The 18,519-nt window shown below is 40.1% G+C and carries 19 protein-coding genes and 1 pseudogene; 4 read left to right on the top strand and 16 right to left on the bottom strand.

The features are described 5' to 3' along the window. Positions 1 to 12: 12 nt before the first annotated feature. The 6 genes and pseudogenes from fic to parE form a co-directional block, all read right to left on the bottom strand. Positions 13 to 617: pseudogene (gene fic, locus B7699_RS06110) on the bottom strand (protein adenylyltransferase Fic). 18 nt (positions 618 to 635) lie between these two features. Beyond that, on the bottom strand, positions 636 to 1,010 hold the full coding sequence (locus B7699_RS06105) for a GNAT family N-acetyltransferase (protein ID WP_084927510.1): 375 nt from the start codon (positions 1,008 to 1,010) through the stop codon (positions 636 to 638). A gap of 63 nt (positions 1,011 to 1,073) precedes the next feature. Next, a complete protein-coding gene (locus B7699_RS06100; RefSeq protein ID WP_084927508.1) occupies positions 1,074 to 1,820 on the bottom strand; it encodes a DUF6261 family protein in 747 nt (248 codons plus the stop codon). 213 nt (positions 1,821 to 2,033) lie between these two features. Next, a complete protein-coding gene (locus tag B7699_RS06095) occupies positions 2,034 to 2,879 on the bottom strand; it encodes a hypothetical protein (protein WP_084927507.1) in 846 nt (281 codons plus the stop codon). Continuing rightward, positions 2,872 to 4,086, bottom strand: coding sequence for a DUF262 domain-containing protein (locus tag B7699_RS09630; RefSeq protein WP_084927505.1), 1,215 nt, complete (start codon positions 4,084 to 4,086; stop codon positions 2,872 to 2,874). The genes B7699_RS06095 and B7699_RS09630 overlap by 8 nt, the downstream gene beginning before the upstream one ends. Positions 4,087 to 4,114: 28 nt before the next feature. After that, positions 4,115 to 6,064 carry a DNA topoisomerase IV subunit B gene (gene parE / locus B7699_RS06085; RefSeq protein WP_084927504.1) on the bottom strand — a complete coding sequence of 650 codons (1,950 nt, stop codon included), beginning with the start codon at positions 6,062 to 6,064 and terminating at the stop codon, positions 4,115 to 4,117. Positions 6,065 to 6,199: 135 nt separating this feature from the next. Here parE and plsY point away from each other — a divergent pair, with 135 nt between their 5' ends. Next, a complete protein-coding gene (plsY, locus tag B7699_RS06080) occupies positions 6,200 to 6,841 on the top strand; it encodes a glycerol-3-phosphate 1-O-acyltransferase PlsY (RefSeq protein ID WP_084927502.1) in 642 nt (213 codons plus the stop codon). Between the two features lie 34 nt (positions 6,842 to 6,875). Here plsY and B7699_RS06075 read toward each other — a convergent pair whose 3' ends face one another. The 9 genes from B7699_RS06075 to B7699_RS06035 all read right to left on the bottom strand — a co-directional run bounded on the left by B7699_RS06075 (position 6,876) and on the right by B7699_RS06035 (position 15,238). Then, complete coding sequence (locus B7699_RS06075; RefSeq protein WP_084927500.1) at positions 6,876 to 7,832, bottom strand: ABC transporter permease; 957 nt, start codon at positions 7,830 to 7,832, stop codon at positions 6,876 to 6,878. A 2-nt stretch (positions 7,833 to 7,834) separates the two neighbouring features. Next, positions 7,835 to 8,893: an ABC transporter permease gene (locus B7699_RS06070; RefSeq protein ID WP_033683459.1), complete on the bottom strand. Its 1,059-nt coding sequence runs from the start codon at positions 8,891 to 8,893 to the stop codon at positions 7,835 to 7,837. Next, positions 8,886 to 10,421, bottom strand: a complete 1,536-nt coding sequence (locus B7699_RS06065; protein WP_084927499.1) for an ABC transporter ATP-binding protein — start codon at positions 10,419 to 10,421, stop codon at positions 8,886 to 8,888. The genes B7699_RS06070 and B7699_RS06065 overlap by 8 nt, the downstream gene beginning before the upstream one ends. Positions 10,422 to 10,563: 142 nt before the next feature. Beyond that, on the bottom strand, positions 10,564 to 11,616 hold the full coding sequence (locus B7699_RS06060) for a BMP family lipoprotein (RefSeq protein WP_084927497.1): 1,053 nt from the start codon (positions 11,614 to 11,616) through the stop codon (positions 10,564 to 10,566). A gap of 89 nt (positions 11,617 to 11,705) precedes the next feature. Then, positions 11,706 to 12,095, bottom strand: a complete 390-nt coding sequence (locus tag B7699_RS06055) for a cytidine deaminase (protein ID WP_000246097.1) — start codon at positions 12,093 to 12,095, stop codon at positions 11,706 to 11,708. Further along, positions 12,082 to 12,744 carry a deoxyribose-phosphate aldolase gene (gene deoC, locus B7699_RS06050; RefSeq protein ID WP_084927495.1) on the bottom strand — a complete coding sequence of 221 codons (663 nt, stop codon included), beginning with the start codon at positions 12,742 to 12,744 and terminating at the stop codon, positions 12,082 to 12,084. Before deoC ends, B7699_RS06055 begins: the two co-directional genes overlap by 14 nt. A gap of 19 nt (positions 12,745 to 12,763) precedes the next feature. Further along, entirely contained in the window at positions 12,764 to 14,041 is a 1,278-nt protein-coding gene (locus B7699_RS06045; protein WP_084927494.1) for a pyrimidine-nucleoside phosphorylase, read from the bottom strand. After that, positions 14,038 to 14,628 carry a class I SAM-dependent methyltransferase gene (locus tag B7699_RS06040; RefSeq protein WP_084927492.1) on the bottom strand — a complete coding sequence of 197 codons (591 nt, stop codon included), beginning with the start codon at positions 14,626 to 14,628 and terminating at the stop codon, positions 14,038 to 14,040. The genes B7699_RS06045 and B7699_RS06040 overlap by 4 nt, the downstream gene beginning before the upstream one ends. A gap of 205 nt (positions 14,629 to 14,833) precedes the next feature. Further along, complete coding sequence (locus tag B7699_RS06035) at positions 14,834 to 15,238, bottom strand: hypothetical protein (protein WP_084927490.1); 405 nt, start codon at positions 15,236 to 15,238, stop codon at positions 14,834 to 14,836. A 199-nt stretch (positions 15,239 to 15,437) separates the two neighbouring features. Between B7699_RS06035 and coaA the strand changes: the two genes are divergently transcribed. The 3 genes from coaA to B7699_RS06020 all read left to right on the top strand — a co-directional run bounded on the left by coaA (position 15,438) and on the right by B7699_RS06020 (position 17,239). Beyond that, complete coding sequence (coaA, locus tag B7699_RS06030) at positions 15,438 to 16,358, top strand: type I pantothenate kinase (protein ID WP_084927488.1); 921 nt, start codon at positions 15,438 to 15,440, stop codon at positions 16,356 to 16,358. 67 nt (positions 16,359 to 16,425) lie between these two features. Continuing rightward, positions 16,426 to 16,662 (top strand): 30S ribosomal protein S20, encoded by a 237-nt coding sequence (gene rpsT / locus B7699_RS06025; RefSeq protein ID WP_001274000.1) that lies wholly within the window; start codon positions 16,426 to 16,428, stop codon positions 16,660 to 16,662. A gap of 52 nt (positions 16,663 to 16,714) precedes the next feature. Next, complete coding sequence (locus tag B7699_RS06020) at positions 16,715 to 17,239, top strand: DNA topology modulation protein (RefSeq protein ID WP_084927487.1); 525 nt, start codon at positions 16,715 to 16,717, stop codon at positions 17,237 to 17,239. A 25-nt stretch (positions 17,240 to 17,264) separates the two neighbouring features. Here B7699_RS06020 and deoD read toward each other — a convergent pair whose 3' ends face one another. Next, positions 17,265 to 17,975 carry a purine-nucleoside phosphorylase gene (deoD, locus tag B7699_RS06015; RefSeq protein ID WP_084927691.1) on the bottom strand — a complete coding sequence of 237 codons (711 nt, stop codon included), beginning with the start codon at positions 17,973 to 17,975 and terminating at the stop codon, positions 17,265 to 17,267. Between the last annotated feature and the right edge of the window lie 544 nt (positions 17,976 to 18,519).

The following is an 18,519-nucleotide window of genomic DNA, read 5'->3' as shown; positions in this document are numbered from 1 at the left end:
TTTACTTGAACTTTACAACTCCCCTGTCTGGTAAAGGTTATACCCTTCGTAATAATATGAAACATCCACACCCTTAAAGAAACGGGTCTGAGTAAGGTCATCCGTCAGATTATTGAGGAGGAGATACTTGAGTTCTCCAGTCGACACTGCACTACGCTTCATGGCATTCAGGTATTCATCCTTATCAATGGCGTTCCAATCTACCACTTTCCCTAGCTTCTGACGAAGAATACAATCTAGCCAAATCCGCATGGCGCGTCCATTCCCTTCGCGGAAAGGATGGGCGATATTTAGCTCAAGGTACTTTTCGACAATCTGCTCAAATGTCTGCTGAGGCATCCTGTCAATATTTTCCAAGGAAGCTGCTAGATGCATATGACAGGCGCAAAGCGAACATTCCCTTTGGCGAGATTGACTGTCCGAATCTGGTCGGCGAAGTCATAGATTTCTTTAAATAAGAAGCCATTAATAACGGCCAGAGTCGCATAGGTGCCAGTTGCTTTATCGTCCAGAAGCTGCTTTTCAAAAAGCTCTTTCGCTCGGGTTTTGCTGATTTTTTCTTCCATCTTGGATAGTTCAAGCGAATCTGTCAGACCCAGTTTGTTGTCAAGCGTCATAAATACAGCTCTTTTCATTTAGATAGATTTTCTAAGCCCTGTTCCCACAGGTTTAAAACCTACTGTCTGATAAAATCCATCCGCTTCTGATATTAATTCAATGCGAGTCAAAGGATATTTTTGATGAATTTCAGCGATCAATCGCCGTCCCAATCCTTTTCCGCGATAGGCTTTATCAATGATAATCTCAGCTAAAAAGGTCGTCATGACTTCATCTGTCAAGTAGCGTGCAAAGCCAAGGATTTTCTGGTCCTCTTCAAGCACCAAGTAATGGGACAGATTTGTTGAAAATAATGATTTCACTTTTTCCTCTGTAAAAGAAAGCCATTTTTCATTTTGATAAAGGGAATAAATAGCTTGACAATCTTTTGTGCTTGCAGGTCTGATTATCATTTTCTACTCCTTTCAAATCCGATGCGACCACTAACAATTTTTCAACTCAAATTTAGTTATATTCTAGTTGCTCTCCGTCGCTTCTTCCCTCGCCTTCTTAGCTGGCTTGCGTTTTTTATAGCGACTACGGATAGCGTTGAGATGGTCACGGAGATCGGCATACTGCTTTTTATCTGGATAAGCATAAGCGTTGATTGCAGTAAAATCCACAAGGAAGTCATAAATTTCTTGAAGTTTCGCACGGACTTCCTTGTTTTGACTAGGTTCCTTTCCCTTTTGCTCAGCCAAGCGCTCCTTATAGGCTTTTTCAAACTGAGCCTGCTCCTTTGTTAAGGTTTCTACATGAGTTGTCAAATGCAGGGTTGCAAGGGCAGTTTGGTAGTCACTATCTTTTAGCTCCTTGAGCAAATGATTAATAGCTTCTGTCTCTTTTTCGTAGCTCATACTCGTTAGCCCAGCATAATTTTTGAAAAGTTTGTTGAGTTTGTCGTAAGCTTCCTTGCTACTTGCTTCTTTCACACGAGAGAAGGCCTTGACCAAACCAGTCAAGGTAGAAAGCGCATCATCACGCTCACGATCAGATGCTTCCAGACTAGCCACCGTTTGACTGGCCTTGGAACGGTACAAACCAGCTTGCAAGGTCTCAAGAAGTTTTTCCATATCCCTAAGCTTCGTTGCATAAACCTGCTCAGACTTATTGGCTTTTGTAAAAGCCCCCAACTCGTCCTTACTCTCAGATAGAAGTTGGAAGAATCCGTTGTTTTCTAAATTGCGTACAGTTAAACTCGTGATCCCATATTCTTTTTTCATAAAACTCCTCTTTCAATGATGTGTTTTAAGTTTTTACTCTAAAATAGTTCAGAACATAGCTAAATATTCGTATTTTACTCCAATAACGCAACACACATGTGTGTGATTTGGGTTATTTATCCCTAAACAAGATATTCTTCAGGTGGGATTTCTTGTTTTAAAACTGGGAAAGGTGATTATTCGTGTGGGATGAGTTATTTCTTTTTATCACTTTTAATAATCAAGCTTATCTTCCAATCCATCTTGATATAGTCGATACAATTCCATAAAAATATTATCAATTAAAGTTAACAGTCCAAACCAAATAAAATAATTTCTAGATTCTTGAGTTTCATTAACTAATTTAGTTAATGTCGGTAAGTTTTGCTGATAAGATAAAGTATTATGTGCCAATCGATTACGTTGATTAAACATATTTTCATACTTACATTTTAAATTATGCTCTATATTTTTTATATAATTAGTATATTTACTATTATATTCCCTAAGTTTATCTTCATATCCTTGCTCACTATCTTTTTCTTTTCTCTTTGGCTTCTCAGGTTTATTATTTTCGTTTGGCATGGACACAAACATATTTTTTTCATCTTTCAAAAATTGATCAGTATCAATCCAATCATCTGATACAAAATAAGAAAAATCGGCACGAATCCAAGAAATTAGGTTTGAATCTTTAAATATTTCATTAATCTTTTGAGTAGTATTCTCTAATAAAATCTGTTTATTGATTTCATTCATACCAAAATCTATATTTATTCTCCTAAGTACCTGACAAAATTCTTTATAAATACTATTTTTCTGGTCATATGATGAATAGGTTCCTAACTTAGTTTCTTTTAACCACCAATATCGAAACTCGAAATCATTTGTTCCCAACTCCCAAGCAATGCATTTCATCTTTTGCTCTTGAAAACCTGTCATTTTCAGAAATACAGCTTGTAAAATATAATCACACAAAGGGTAGGTTTCAATTCCATCACCAATACTATTAGTTGCAGCAACTGCTTCTTCCAAAATAGTAGTTATAGGAGTTAAAATAAAATCTGTATGCTTACTCACTAAAATACTCCTTATACAACTCTAGGGATTCTTTTAATCTAAGTCTAATATACTTCAAAGCATTGGGGCTCTTCTGATGATAGTAGCCATATTCATAATCATCAGAATAGAGAGTGCCCTCAAACTCTTGTCCAGCTTTAATCTTCAAATCTTTTAATTCAATTATTTTATTTTCAATCTCAGCTTTTAGATTACTATTTTTCGCAATAATGAGTTTTTTCTCATGAAAAATAGAAAAATAAATTAACCCAAACATATAGACATCTGCATCAATAATTGACGGAAAATTTTTCGGAAAAAAATCATATTCTAAGTTCTTAGAAAGAATTGAGATTTTATTAACAAAATCAAAATCAAATTCGAATTCTTCAGCAATTTTATAAACATAATCTGTATAAAACTGTTCAAGTTTATTTCCATATCCTGCAGCAACTTGAGGAATATTATAATCTTGATTTTTGTAACTATCCAAAATTGCTAGATAGCGTACAAAATCTAACTTCTTATCATTTAATTTAATATTTTTAAAAATATCAGGATCAAAAAATGGTTCTAAAGCATCATTCAGGTAATATAAAGATCGTCTGCTTTCTACATTCGACAATACTTCCCCCTGAATGTTTATATGACGGAAAACAGAAGAATAAAACTTTATTTGCTCTTTTTTACGTTCTTCTCCATCATAACTAGGTACAATAAATGAAAAACCTAAATAATTATCTTTAAAAAAATCTTCTCCAATATCTACATTTAGAGTAATATATTGCTCCGTCTTTACCTTTTCTTTTATGCTTGCTTTTGAACTTCCGATTGATAGAAGTCTATTAAAATTCCAATCTACTCCTTTATAATCATTACCTTCATCAATTTCAGAATCATCATTGGTATTAGCTAGAGGAATGAAATCTTTAGGTGCCCAATCTTCACACTTACGATTCGGAAATAAATCTAAGTAAGCAAGAAATATAGACGTTAAACGCTGTTGCCCATCTAGAATTAAATTTTTCCTCCCTTCTTCATCAGTAAAAGCTCCAACAGTAACTGGGGGAACAAATTCTTTTTTATTAAAACTCTCAATTAGCGTTTTAACTTTTTCTTGATTCCAAACATAATAACGTTGATAATCAGGTAATACAATATTCTTCTTTAAAATTAACTTAATCCAATGCTCCAAGGAATATTCGCCATAATAAACTTTATTTTTCATTCATTTTTCTCCTTTTTCTATACTTCTTTCAAAATATAAGTTCCCCACTCTCCTCAAGCGTAAACTTGACATTATCCTCAATCCACTTACGGCGTGGTTCGACCTTATCTCCCATAAGGACATTGACGCGGCGTTCAGCACGTGCTAAGTCTTCGATTGTAACACGGATAAGAGTACGTGTTTCTGGGTTCATGGTTGTTTCCCAGAGCTGGTCCGCATTCATCTCACCAAGACCTTTATATCGTTGGAGTGTTGCGCCTTTACCGAACTGCTTACGGAGTTCTTCTAGCTCTCCGTCCGTCCAAGCATAGGCCACTTCTTCTTTCTTACCTTTGCCTTTGGACATCTTGTAAAGAGGTGGAAGGGCAATATAGACATGGCCTGCCTCAACTAACGGACGCATGTAGCGATAGAAAAAGGTTAAAAGAAGAGTTTGGATATGGGCACCATCAGTATCCGCATCGGTCATGATAATGATTTTGTCATAATTGGCATCTTCAATAGAGAAGTCCGCTCCAACACCTGCACCGATGGTATAAATCATCGTATTGATTTCCTCATTTTTGAGGATATCCACCATCTTGGCCTTAGCTGTATTGATAACCTTACCACGAAGAGGCAAGATAGCCTGGAACTTGCGGTCACGACCTTGCTTGGCAGAACCACCGGCAGAGTCTCCCTCAACTAGATAGAGTTCGTTCTTAGCAGGATTTTTGGACTGGGCTGGGGTCAATTTCCCAGACAACAAGCCCTTATCCTTCTTATTTTTCTTGCCATTTCGGCTTTCATCACGCGCTTTACGGGCCGCCTCGCGAGCATCACGAGCCTTGATAGCCTTGCGAATAAGGTTAGAAGCTAGTTCCCCATTTTCCATGAGAAAGAAGGTCAACTTATCAGCCACAATGCCATCCACAACCGGACGAGCTAGAGGACTTCCAAGTTTGTCCTTAGTTTGTCCTTCAAACTGGAGGTGTTCTTCAGGAACCAAGATAGAAAGAACGGCTGCTAATCCCTCACGATAGTCGGAACCTTCAAGATTTTTATCTTTTTCCTTGAGAAGACCTGTCTTACGCGCATAGTCGTTCATGACTTTGGTAATGGCAGACTTGAGTCCTGTCTCATGCGTTCCACCGTCCTTGGTACGAACGTTATTGACAAAGGATAAGATGTTATCTGAAAATCCATCATTGTACTGGAGGGCAACTTCCACTTGGAAACCATTATCTTCCCCCTCAAAGTAGAGAACTGGTGTCAAGGTCTCCTTGTCTTCGTTCAGATAAGAAACAAAGTCCTGCACCCCATTCTCATAGTGGAATTCAATCCCTTTATCTGTTCGTTTGTCCGTTAATGACAAGGTCACATTTTTTAAAAGAAAAGCTGATTCATTAAGGCGTTCTGAAATGGTATTGTACTTGAAGTCTGTCGTAGAAAAGATAGTCGCATCAGGCATGAAGGTAACCTTTGTACCTGTTTTAGTCTTGGGTGCAGTACCGATTTTCTTCAAGGTCGTGACAGGTTTTCCACCATTTTCAAAACGTTGCTTGTAGACTGCACCATCACGGGTGATCTCAACTTCCAACCAACTAGAAAGAGCGTTAACAACGGAAGAACCAACCCCGTGCAGACCACCAGATGTCTTGTAGCCACCTTGACCGAATTTCCCTCCGGCATGAAGAATGGTAAAGATAACCTCAACTGTTGGAATTCCCATAGCGTGCATACCCGTCGGCATCCCACGACCATGGTCTTGCACAGTCAAACTCCCATCTTTATTGATGGTGACATCAATACGGTCACCAAATCCAGACAAGGCCTCATCGACTGCATTGTCGACGATTTCCCAGACGAGGTGATGGAGACCAGCACCATCGGTCGATCCGATATACATCCCTGGACGTTTTCGAACCGCATCCAACCCTTCTAGCACCTGAATGGCGTCATCATTATAATTGTTAATATTGATTTCCTTTTTTGACACAAGGAACCTCCTATTCGTTCATCTTTACTATTCTACAGGTTTTCCAAGGATTTTGCAAAATTTTTCTTTCTCCGATGTGACAATTTCAGAAGAGATTCTCTGCCTTTCTTTCCCAATTCATGATATAATAGGAGTATGATTACAATAGTTTTATTAATCCTAGCCTATCTGCTGGGTTCGATTCCGTCTGGTCTCTGGATTGGACAAATATTCTTTCAAATCAATCTGCGCGAGCATGGTTCTGGTAACACAGGGACAACCAATACCTTCCGCATCTTAGGAAAGAAAGCAGGGATGGCAACCTTTGTGATTGACTTTTTCAAAGGGACTCTAGCAACGCTACTTCCGATTATGTTTCATCTTCAAGGCGTTTCGCCTCTCATCTTTGGACTTTTGGCTGTCATTGGACATACCTTCCCTATCTTTGCAGGATTTAAGGGTGGCAAGGCTGTCGCAACCAGTGCGGGAGTGATTTTCGGATTTGCACCTGTCTTCTGTCTCTACCTAGCAGTTGTTTTCTTTGGAACCCTCTATCTTGGTAGTATGATTTCACTGTCTAGTGTCACAGCATCTATCGCAGCCGTCATCGGAGTTCTACTCTTTCCGCTTTTTGGTTTTATCCTGAGTAACTACGACCCTCTCTTCATCGCTATTATCCTAGCACTTGCTAGTTTGATTATCATTCGGCATAAGGATAATATCACACGTATCCAGAATAAGACTGAAAATCTTGTCCCTTGGGGACTGAACTTAACCCATCAGAATCCTAAAAAATAAAACGCCAGTTCTATACTGACGTTTTTTTGTATGCTTATTTTGATTTGATATAGTTGATACCATCTGCTTTTGGTGCGACTGCTTTTCCAAAGAAGGCTGCCAAGACTAGAATTGTCAAAACATAAGGTGCGATTTGAAGGTAAACCGCAGGAACTCCTTGTAGGAATGGCAATTGAGATCCGATAACAGCCAAACTTTGTGAAAGTCCAAAGAAGAGACTAGATAGCATGGCTCCGATTGGATTCCATTTTCCGAAGATCATCGCAGCAAGAGCGATAAATCCAGGTCCAACAATAGTTGTCACTGAGAAGTTAACTGAGATGGATTGAGCATAAATCGCTCCGCCAATTCCACCTAGGAAACCTGAAATGATAACCCCTAAATATCTCATCTTGTAGACATTGATTCCCAACGTGTCCGCTGCTTGAGGGTGCTCACCTACAGAGCGGAGACGAAGACCAAATCGAGTCTTGAAGAGGATAAACCAAGCAAGGAATGAGAAGGCAATGGCCAGATAACCAAGTAAACTAGTTGACTTGAAGAAGATATCACCGATAACTGGGATATTTGCCAAGACTGGGAAGTCAAAACGTCCAAAAGTCTGGGTTAAGTTATCTGTTTGTCCTTTGTTATAAAGAACTTTGACCAAAAAGACTGCTAAAGCGGGCGCCATCAAGTTCAATACCGTACCACTGACAACATGGTCTGCACGGAAATGAACCGTGGCTGCTGCGTGGATGATAGAAAAGATTCCCCCTACCAATCCTGCTACAAGCAAAGATAGCCATGGAGTTGCTGCTCCAAATTGTTCTGCAAATTCAAGGTTAAAGACAACTCCAGAAAAGGCACCCATAACCATAATTCCTTCAAGGCCGACGTTTACCACACCACCACGTTCAGAGAAAACACCGCCAATACTTGTAAAGATTAGGGGTGCTGAGTAAATCAGCATAGAAGACACCAAGAGGGTGAGCAAGGTTGTAATAGACATCTTTACTTACCTCCTTTAACTTGTTTTTTCGGTTTGACAAAGCGTTCGATAAGGTAATGAACACTGACAAAGAAGATAATAGACGCTGTTACAATGCTGACAAGCTCAGACGGTACCTGCGCCGCATTCATACCAGGAGCTCCAACTTGGAGAACACCAAATAGGAAGGCTGCAAAGAGAATACCAATTGGTGAATTTGCCGCAAGAAGACTAACCGCCATCCCGTTAAATCCGACAGCCAATGACGCACCTTGAACATAGACGTTCTGGAAGGTTCCCAACCCTTCAACGGCTCCACCAAGACCAGCTAAGGCACCTGAGATAATCATTGAAAGGATAATTGTTCGTTTGGCAGAAATACCAGCGTACTCTGAAGCATGTGGATTAAGACCAACCGCACGAATTTCAAAACCAAGGGTTGTTTTCTTGAGCATAAACCAAATGACTGCAACGGCAATAAGAGCAAAGAAAATACCAATATTCATCCGTGAATTACCAGTCAACTCAGCCAACCAAGGTGTCTGGTAGGTTGCATTAGCCCCAACACGAATCGTCGAATCTGTACTTTGCATGAAGTCTTTAGGGAAGGCATGAATAAAGGCATTCCCTACATACAAGACGATGTAGTTCATCATGATGGTTACGATAACCTCTGACGTCCCTAGATAGGCTCTCAGAATACCTGGAATCGCTCCGACAATCCCTCCAGCAATCAAGGCAATCACGATAGTCGCTAGAATCATCAAGGGACGTGGCATATCTGGATGCGACAAGGCAAACCAACCACTGAGAATCCAACCTGCCAAAGCCTGACCAGGAAGTCCGACGTTAAAGAAACCAGCACGACTAGCAACGGCAAAACCAAGACCAATCAAGACCAAAGGTCCCATAGCACGGAAGATTTCTCCAATCCCACGTAGACTACCAAAGGCTGTATAGAACAATTCTTCGTAGCCCCAAATGGCATCATAACCGAAGATCCACATGACAATGGCTCCGAGTAAGATTCCTAGGAAGACAGAAATCAAGGGAACCGAAATTTGTTGTAATTTTTTAGACATCACTCTTCTCCTTTCCCAAGTTTCCACCAGCCATCAAGACACCAAGTTCTTGTTTATTGGTTGTTTCTGGTGATACAATACCTTGAATCTTACCATCGTGGATAACAGCAATACGGTCTGAGACGTTTAAAATCTCATCCAATTCAAAGCTGACAACAAGGACAGCCTTCCCGTTATCACGCTCTTCAATCAAGCGTTTGTGGATATATTCAATGGCACCGACATCCAAACCACGAGTTGGCTGGCTGACGATAAGGAGTTCAGGATCTCGATCAATTTCACGAGCAATAATTGCTTTTTGTTGATTTCCTCCTGAGAGTGCAGCTGCAGGCACAAATTCACTAGCAGCACGAACATCAAATTCCTCCATTAGCTTTTTAGCATAAGAAGTAATATTTGAATAGTTCAAAATTCCATTTTTACTATGTGGTTCTTTATAGTAGGTTTGAAGGGCAATATTTTCAGAAATCATCATTTCCAAAATCAAACCATCACGGTGACGGTCTTCTGGAACGTGCCCAACACTCAACTCTGTAATCTGACGTGGGTGCAAGCCTACAATTGAATCTCCTTTTAGCTCAATGCTACCAGATTCAACCTTGCGAAGACCTGTAATGGCTTGAATCAGTTCAGACTGACCATTTCCATCAATCCCTGCAATACCAACAATCTCTCCAGCACGAACATCCAAGGATAGATTTTTGACAGCAGGGACACCACGGTTTTCATTGACCACCAAATCTTTGATTGACAAGACCACTTCTTTTGGTTGAGAGACTTGTTTCTCTGTTTTAAAGGAAACAGAACGTCCTACCATCATTTCTGCCAAATCAGCATTGGTAGCCCCTGCAATTTCTACAGTTTCAATTGATTTCCCACGACGGATAACTGTAACGCGGTCAGAAACTGCTCGAATCTCATCCAACTTGTGGGTAATCAAGATAATTGATTTTCCTTCTTTGACAAGATTTTTCATAATAGCCATCAACTCATCAATTTCTGATGGAGTCAAAACAGCCGTTGGTTCGTCAAAAATCAGGATATCAGCCCCCCGATAAAGGGTTTTTAAAATTTCTACACGTTGTTGGGCCCCAACTGAGATATCTGCCACCTTGGCAGAAGGGTCCACAGCTAAGCCATAACGTTCAGAAAGAGCCTTGATTTCTTTGCTAGCTCCAGCGATATCTAGCACACCATTTTTAGTCAATTCACTACCTAAAATGATGTTTTCAGCCACTGTAAAGGCTTCTACCAACATAAAGTGCTGGTGCACCATTCCAATTCCCAAGCTAGCTGCTTTAGATGGTGAGTCGAGGTTGACAACTTGACCGTTGACCGCAATTTCACCACTGGTTGGTTCAAGAAGCCCTGCTAACATGTTCATTAGCGTAGACTTACCAGCCCCATTTTCTCCTAAAAGTGCATGAATTTCACCTTTTCGTAGGTGCAGGTTGATTTTGTCGTTGGCAACAAATTCACCAAACACCTTGGTAATATCACGCATCTCAATGACATTTTCGTGTGCCATGTGCTCTTCCTTTCAGAGTCTTATTTTATTTCAATAAAACTTGCTAGTTTATCTAGTAGCAAGCTTTACTGAGACAAAATGACTTTGCCTCAACTCTTAAAAAGCGGCCAAGGGCCGCTTCCTAAGAAATGACTTCCATCCATTATTTTTCAGGAACTTTTACACTTCCATCAAGGATTTTAGCTTTAGCGTCTTCAACAGCTTTTTTACCTTCTTCTGAAAGGTTTGTCACTGCCAAGTCAACCCCTTTATCTTTCAATGAGTAAACGATCACTTGACCTCCAGGGAATTCACCTTTTTCTGCCTTGTTAGCAATATCTTTTACAGTTGTACCAACTTGTTTCAAAGTAGATACAAGAACAAAGTTTGATTCTTTGCCATCTTTAGAAGTGTATTTACCTTCCCCTACTTGGTCACGGTCAACACCGATAACCCAAACTTTTTCACTTTCAGGACGGCTTTCGTTCAATGATTTAGCTTCCGCAAAGACACCTGCACCTGTTCCACCTGCTGCTTGGTAAACAACGTCTGCACCAGCTGCGTATTGTGCTGCTGCAATTGTTTTACCTTTAGCAGCATCACCAAATGAACCAGCGTAGTCAACTTGTACTTTGATAGATGGGTCTACTGACTCAACACCAGCTTTAAATCCAGCTGCAAAACGTGAGATAACTTCAGACTCGATACCACCTACAAAACCAACTTGTTTTGTTTTAGTTGTTTTAGCTGCTGCAACACCTGCAAGGTAAGCAGCTTCGTTATCAGCAAATGTTACGCTCGCAACATTCTTTTGATCTTTAATCACATCATCAATCAAGACATAGTTCAAGTCAGAGTGGTCTTTTGCTGCTTCTTCAACTGCATTGTGAAGGGCAAAACCAACACCGAAGATCAGGTTGTAACTTCCAGCCGCTTGTTGCAAGTTGTTAGCGTAGTCAGCTTCACTTGTTGATTGGAAATAAGTAAAACCTTTATCTTTTGAAAGATTGTGTTCTTTACCCCAGTCTTGCAAACCTTCCCAAGCTGATTGGTTGAATGATTTGTCATCAACACCACCAGTATCAGTGACGATTGCTGCTTTTGTCTTCACGTCAGAAGATGAAGCTGCGTTACGAGAAGAGCGGTTACCACATGCAGCAAGTCCAACTGCTGCCACTGCAACTAGACCAAGGCCTAGCCATTGTTTCTTGTTCATTACTGAACCTCCTAAATAAGATGTGCAACGATGTTGCAAGTATGGATTGGTTGGCCACAAGGACCGTGCCACTCAGAGAGCGACTCAGACTAGTTTAAGTCTGTAAAAGAGTATGGAAGTAATTCCCCGACCGTCATCTCGACCGTCGATTTATCTTTTGCGACTAAGGTCACTTTTAGATCTTGTTCAAAAAATTCAGCCATCACTTGGCGACAAGCACCACATGGTGAAATTGGTTTTTCAGTCTGACCATAGACAATCAATTCTGAAAATTCTCTTTGGCCTTCAGAAACTGCTTTAAAAATCGCTGTACGTTCTCCACAGTTAGTCAAAGAATAACTAGCATTCTCAATATTGACACCTGTATAAGAGCTACCATCTTTCGCCACTAAAACTGCTCCGATAGGAAAGTGAGAATAGGGCACATAGGCTTTCTTGCTGGTTTCAATTGCTAGTTCAATCAACTCAGTAGTCGCCATCAGCCAATTCTCCTTTTAAAATGGCTACCCCAGCTGACGTTCCGATACGGGTCGCCCCTGCTTCCACAAAGGCAAGAGCATCTGCATAAGAACGAGCTCCACCTGCAGCCTTGACTCCCATATCAGGTCCAACTGTTTCACGCATTAATCTAACATCTGCTACTGTCGCACCACCAGTTGAAAAGCCAGTAGATGTTTTAACAAAATCAGCTCCTGCTTTTTGGGCTAATTGGCAAGCCACAACTTTTTCTTGGTCTGTCAGAAGGCAAGCTTCAATAATGACTTTCACTAACTTGTCACCACTTGCTTCCACTACTGCGCGAATATCAGATTCAACCAAATCAAAATTACCCGATTTGAGAGCTCCAACATTGATCACCATATCAATCTCATCTGCACCATTTTGGATAGCTTCCTTTGTTTCAAATGCTTTCACGGCTGAAGTTGTTGCTCCCAAGGGGAAACCGACTACTGTGCAGACCTTGACATCAGAGCCTTCAAGCCCTTTTTTAGCATATTCAACCCAGGTCGGATTGACGCAAACACTGGCAAAATCATACTCTCTAGCCTCAGACAACAAACAATCAATTTGTTTTTCTGTCGCATCTTGCTTCAAAAGCGTATGATCGATATATTTATTTAATTTCATATACGGATTCTCCTGTCGTTTATGAGATAATTTCTATAATTTCTCGTAAACTTTGCACCCTATCATTTATTTTAACATATTTTTGAAAATCTGTAACTAGCTGAGGAGAAATTTTTCCATTTGTGTATACTTTTGCCACAATTTCTCCCTTTTGAACGGAGTCTCCAACCTTCTTTTCAAAAACAATTCCAGTTTCATAGTCCAAATCATCAGTCTTGACTGCACGGCCAGCACCCAGTCTCATAGCATAGAGTCCAAATTCCATGGCCGGAAGAGCTGAAATGACACCTGTTTCCTGGGCAGGGATTTCCACCATATGGGACACATTGACTGGACGATAGAGATCTTCTAAATCTCCACCTTGAGCTTGCACCATCTCCTCAAACTTAGCAAGCGCTTGTCCATTTTCAAGATGTTGGCGAACTTCTTCAACTGTTTTATGTACATTTGCCAGGCCAAGCATAATTTGAGCCAATTCACAAATGAAGTGGGTAATATCCTGACGACCTTGACCTTGTAAAATCTCCAATGCTTCAAGGATTTCCAGACGGTTTCCAATCGCTCGTCCCAAGGGCTGGCTCATATCCGTAATCACTGCTACCGTCTTTCGACCAACTGCTTTACCTAGATCTACCATAGTTTGAGCCAATTCTCGCGCCTCATCAACCGTCTTCATGAAAGCACCCTCACCAACAGTCACGTCTAGCAAAATAGCATCTGCTCCTGCCGCAATTTTCTTGCTCATCACCGAACTCGCAATCAAAGGAATCGTGTCGACAGTCGCGGTCACATCACGGAGAGCATAGAGAAGCTTGTCAGCTTTGACCAACTGGTCTGATTGCCCAATGACAGATACTCCAATGTCCTGCACCTGACGAATGAAATCTTCTTGACTGCTCTCAACTTGATAGCCCTTAATGGACTCCAATTTATCAATGGTTCCACCAGTATGGCCAAGACCACGACCACTCATTTTGGCTACAGGTACACCAAAGCTAGCCACAAGAGGAGCCAAAATCAAAGTCACCTTGTCACCAACACCACCCGTGGAATGCTTGTCAACCTTAACCCCATCAATAGCTGATAAATCAAACTCTTGACCTGTCTGAACCATATTCATGGTCAAATCAGATATTTCTCGAGTCGTCATTCCTTTGAAATAAACAGCCATAGCAAAGGCAGACATCTGATAATCAGGGACAGTTCCTGACACATAGCCTTCAACTAGCCATTCAATTTCACTCGAGGTCAGTTCTTGCCCGTCTCGTTTCTTTTGGATTAAATCAACTGCTCTCATTCTTTCACACTTCTAAGGATGTAGTATCCCTTATCTTTTTTAACGACTTCACAATTGCCAAACACATCTTCCATCTTGGACTTAGCACTTGGAGCCCCCTGTTTTTTCTGGATAACGATTGTTAAATCCCCACCAGTTTCCAAGAAATCTTTACTTTTCTCAATGATTTCATGAACCACTTGCTTTCCTGCACGGATAGGAGGATTGGACATGACATGGTCAAATTTACCTTCAACTTGTTCATAAATGTTGGACTGGAAAATCGTCGCTGCTACTTTATTTCGTTCAGCATTTTGTCGCGCCAAATCCAAGGCACGATTATTAATATCGACCATGGTCGCCTGAACTCCATAAGCCTTAGCCAAAGACAAGCCCAAAGGCCCGTAACCACAACCTACATCAAGGACAGTCTCTCCTTGGTTGACCTCAAGACACTTGAGCAAGAGTTGACTCCCAAAGTCAACCATTTTCTTGCTAAAAACACCCGCATCCGTCAAAAAGGTCATTTTTTCTCCCAACAAGTCCACTCTCAACTCATGAATGTCGTGAGCAGCGTCAGGATTCTCTGCATAATACATTTTACTCATGAAACTATTTTACCATAATTTGACTTAAATTGTAAATCGTTTACAAATTGATAATAAAACGAAAAAGACTGAAGAAAACTAGTCAAGAAGACCTTTTCTTCAATCTCTTTCAACACTTATAAATAATAAGCCATTTAGAACTAGAAATATCATAATTAGGATAAAACAACACATTTATCATCTATAATTAGGCTCATTTTTATGACTATTGCTTAACCTTCAAATACTTTATTATCAACAAAATTCCCAACAGGATGTTTAGATAAAAGCCCAACTGATAAGTTTGTGTCAGGATTTCCAAACTTGTCCAAAGTCGTATCAAATCTTCTAGCGACATACGGATGAGATACCCTTCAGTAGCAAGCCACAAAATCAAAAATAGATAACTACCAGCAGCAAGCCATTTCGTCCACCGTTTTTTTAGGAAGAAAGCAATCAAGAGCGAACAGATAAAGACAGCTGTTACAATGGCATGTTCCATCAAAAAAGTAAAACCGTAATAGGTTTCCACAAAACGTCTACCATTATCCGCATTCGCTCCTTTTAAAAAAGGTAGTGCAAAACTTAAAATAAAACAGAGTTCCAATATGTAACGTTTTAAGATTTTCATAGTACACCTCCTATCAGTTGTGAACTAAAAAAAACCTTTATTAGCTTATAAATCAGCAGAAACTATCTCCTACTTCATCATTCAATTGTTCAGTCTCTATCTACCTTTATTATACGATATTAGCTTACTATCATCAAGAAACCGCTTTATTTTTTTAGCTTTTTATGGTATGATAGACAAAATATCTAGGGGAAAACAAATGACCAACGAATTTTTACATTTTGAAAAAATCAGCCGCCAGACTTGGCAATCTTTACATCGAAAGACGACACCTCCTTTGACAGAAGAGGAATTAGAATCCATCAAGAGTTTTAATGACCAGATTAGCCTGCAGGATGTGACCGATGTCTATCTTCCCCTAGCCCATCTCATCCAGATTTACAAGCGTACCAAGGATGATTTGGCATTTTCAAAAGGAATTTTCCTTCAACGTGAAAGCAAAGCCCAGCCTTTTATCATTGGGGTTTCTGGGAGTGTTGCCGTTGGAAAATCCACAACCAGTCGCCTACTTCAAATCCTACTGTCCCGTACCCTTACAGATGCTACGGTTGACTTGGTAACAACTGATGGCTTTCTCTATCCCAACCAGACCTTGACTGAGCAAGGAATTTTAAATCGTAAAGGATTTCCTGAAAGCTATGATATGGAAGCTCTTCTCAACTTCCTGGATCACATCAAAAATGGACAAGATGTAGATATTCCTGTCTATTCTCATGAAGTCTACGACATCGTACCCGAGGAAAAGCAAAGCGTCAAAGCTGCTGATTTTGTCATTGTTGAGGGAATAAATGTCTTTCAAAATCCACAAAACGAGCGTCTCTACATTACTGACTTCTTTGACTTTTCCATCTATGTTGATGCTGCAGTCGATGACATCGAGAGTTGGTATCTAGACCGTTTCTTGAAGATGCTGAGCCTAGCCCAAAACGACCCTGATAGCTACTATTATCGTTTTACTCAAATGCCAATTGGGGAAGTGGAATCCTTTGCCCATCAAGTCTGGACCAGTATCAATCTCACAAATCTACAAAATTATATTGAACCAACTAGAAATCGTGCAGAAGTGATTCTGCATAAAACAAAGAACCATGAAATCGATGAAATTTACTTAAAAAAGTAATTTTCCCTTGTCAAAACGTAAGTTTTCAGATATAATGGTATAGTTAGTAAAAATGGAGGTAAGAACATTGGCAAACATTAAATCAGCTATCAAACGCGCTGAATTGAACGTTAAACAAAACGAAAAGAACTCAGCTCAAAAATCAGCTATGCGTACTGCTATCAAAGCTTTCGAAGCAAACCCATCTGAAGAACTTTTCCGTGCTGCTAGCTCAGCTATCGATAAAGCAGAAACTAAAGGTTTGATTCACAAAAACAAAGCAAGCCGCGATAAAGCTCGTCTTTCAGCTAAACTTGCTAAATAAGAAACAGTCCATAGAGGCTGTTTTTTTGTCTCCAAATAGGAAAGGGTAGAAAATGAAAATCGCAATTATCGGATATTCTGGTGCTGGTAAGTCAACGCTAGCTGAAAAGTTATCTCTCTACTACTCCATCCCAAAACTTCACATGGACACACTCCAATTTCAACCTGGTTGGCAAGACAGTGACCGCGAATGGATGTTGACCGAGATGAAAAGCTTTCTCACCAAGCATGAAGATTGGGTCATTGATGGGAATTATTCTTGGTGCTATTACGAGGAAAGAATGCAGGAAGCTGACCAAATCATCTTTTTAAACTTCTCTGCTTGGAATTGTTTGCTAAGAGCCTTTAAGCGCTATTTAAAATACAGAGGAAAAGTGAGAGAAAGTATGGCTAAGGGATGCCCCGAGCAATTCAACTGGGAATTTATTCGTTGGATTCTCTGGGATGGACGGACTAAAGCTCAAAAAGAGAATTACCAAAAACTTTGCCAAGAATACTCACATAAAGTCACTATTCTTCGAAACCAAAGAGAGATAGATCAATTTCTAGATAAGAAAAGGAAGTCCTCCAATTCATAAAGAAGGGCTTCCTTTTTAGATATAATTACTCTGCAATCAAGGTTTCTAATCCAACCTTCATCATATCAGTGAAGGTATTTTGACGTTCTTCTGCAGTTGTGTCTTCGTCTGGATTAACCAAGCTATCAGAGATTGTCATAATAGCTAGCGCGTCAACATGGTGTTGGGCTGCCAGATAGTAAAGGGCTGCTGCTTCCATTTCCACAGCCTTGACTCCCCATTTACCAAGTTCGATGTTCTTTTCAAAGTAGTTTGAATAAAAGACATCAGAAGACAAAACGTTCCCAACGTGGGTGGTCATACCGAGTTCTTTAGCGATATGGTAGGCCTTATCAAGCAAATCAAAACTAGCGATTTGTGGGAAATCGTACTGTGGCCAGTCATTGCGGATGATGTTAGAGTTGGTTGCAGCTGCCTGCGCCAAAACCAATTCACGGACGTGAACATCTTCATTCAATGAACCTGCTGTTCCCACACGGATCAATTTTTTCACACCGTAGTCAACAATCAACTCACGCGCATAGATAGAGATGGATGGCATTCCCATACCAGTTCCCATGACTGATACAATGTGACCCTTGTAAGTACCAGTGTAACCAAACATGTTACGCACTTCGTTAAAACAAACAGCATCTTCAAGGAAATTCTCCGCAATAAACTTAGCACGAAGAGGATCCCCAGGAAGAAGAATTTTATCAGCAATTTCACCCTGCTGAGCAGCAATATGGATAGACATAGTTAAGATATAAAGGGCGACAGAGAACAAAGTAAAAATAGGAAACTGACGACGCATCGCAGATGCTAGACAGTTTATCTTTTTTACACAGTTCTCCGCCCGTATTCAGTTCAGTGAATACAGTTTGCCCATCCTTTCTTTATTCTAAAATTTATAATCAGAAAGATACCAAACCCGTCAAAAAGCAAAGGGAAAATAGGAGTTGGGTGCAGTGAGCGATGCTCGCTAGACCAACTATCTTTTTCCCACTGCTTTTAGGGTGAGTTCAATTCCTTTCTTTCTTAATTTCGATGATATTGAGAAGATTAGAGCAGCTTCTATTCAAATCCGAACTCCCCTTCTCTTCTGAGTTTTTAGAAAAGTTTTCCGCTCGTGTTCAAATTAGAACACGCGCTCTACCTTTCTTTTTTTATATTTCATAGCTAGGAAAAATCGTATTCAATCATGACTCCGATAAGCCTACTACATTTTTTTCAAACAGTTATTGATAAATTGACAATAGCTTTTAATCTTTTAAAATAAATCTTTGATTAGAAGAAATGGT

The organism is Streptococcus mitis (assembly GCF_002096835.1).
Classification (GTDB): domain Bacteria; phylum Bacillota; class Bacilli; order Lactobacillales; family Streptococcaceae; genus Streptococcus; species Streptococcus mitis_W.
The sequence above is the reverse complement of the archived record's forward strand: the minus strand, read 5'-3'. Positions and strand labels throughout refer to the sequence as shown.